The sequence below is a fragment of the Phormidium sp. CCY1219 genome (assembly GCF_055795085.1).
In genome coordinates, this window is sequence record NZ_JAYFEQ010000080.1 from 1 (window position 1) to 986 (window position 986).

Annotated in this window: 2 pseudogenes; both read left to right on the plus strand. The window is 50.0% G+C overall.

Annotation, left to right across the window (positions count from 1 at the left end):
* Nucleotides 1–693 (plus strand): annotated as a pseudogene (locus AC0QH1_RS00505) (hypothetical protein); the annotation flags it as partial.
* A 141-nt stretch (nucleotides 694–834) separates the two neighbouring features.
* Nucleotides 835–986, plus strand: a pseudogene (locus AC0QH1_RS00510) (serine/threonine protein kinase); the annotation flags it as partial.

Here is a 986-nt window from a genome sequence, read left to right on the forward strand (position 1 = left end):
CATCCGCGCGATCGCTTCTCTAGTGCTCGGGAAATGTTAGATGCGATCGCCGCCCCCGCTTATACCCCCACCCCCGCGACTCTCGCCTCTCCACCGCCTGTAGCAGCATCTCAACCGCCAACCACCCTCTCTTCCCCCAGCGATCGCCCCGCCAACTCCTCCCCAGGAATGGGAGATTGGCAAAAAGCCACTATTATCGGTGGGATTATCGGTATATTTACCTTGCTAGGATTGTGGATTACCCGCCCTCAACCCGAACCGATAATTTCCGATTCCTCGGAAAATGATACCCCGAATTCCCCCGCATCTCCCAATCCCCCGGAAAATGAGACCCCGAATTCACCCCCCGCACCTCCCACGCCTCAAGTCCCTCCCCAACCCGTAAATCCGTTTAATAAATCTGCATATCCTAAAACGAGTTGCGGCGATCGCTTGCCCACAGACCCCTATACTTATCCAGTAACCTTTTATCCCGTATTTATTTACAACAGCGAACTCAATTTACAGCGAGTCAAAGCGATGTTTTGTGAAGATGCCTATCCGAGATTTCTGGAAAATCAAAATCAACAACTCATCCAAGTCGCTTCTTTTTCCACCCGAGAACGAGCGGAATTTTTTACAGAATTACTTCGAGAAAGATTTAGGAGTGCTGCAGTGGGAGCACCTCGATTAATCGAGCAAATGCCAGAATAATTGGCAGGCAAAATAGGGTGCAAACCACCTCAAATTACTCCAAAATTTACCATTCAATTTCAGAAAAATGTGCTAAACTAGCTTAACCGCTTTGAACTGCTAGTAAAATTCTGCCGTAACGCCCTCACTCCGACACCGTTTATGAGCATTGCAAAACTCCTGAACAATCGATATCGCATCCTGCGCGAACTCGGTTCCGGCGGGTTCGGCGAAACGTTCCTCGCCGAAGACACCCAAATGCCTTCCGGGCGGCGCTGCGTTATCAAACAACTCAAACCCGTTACCGCCAATCC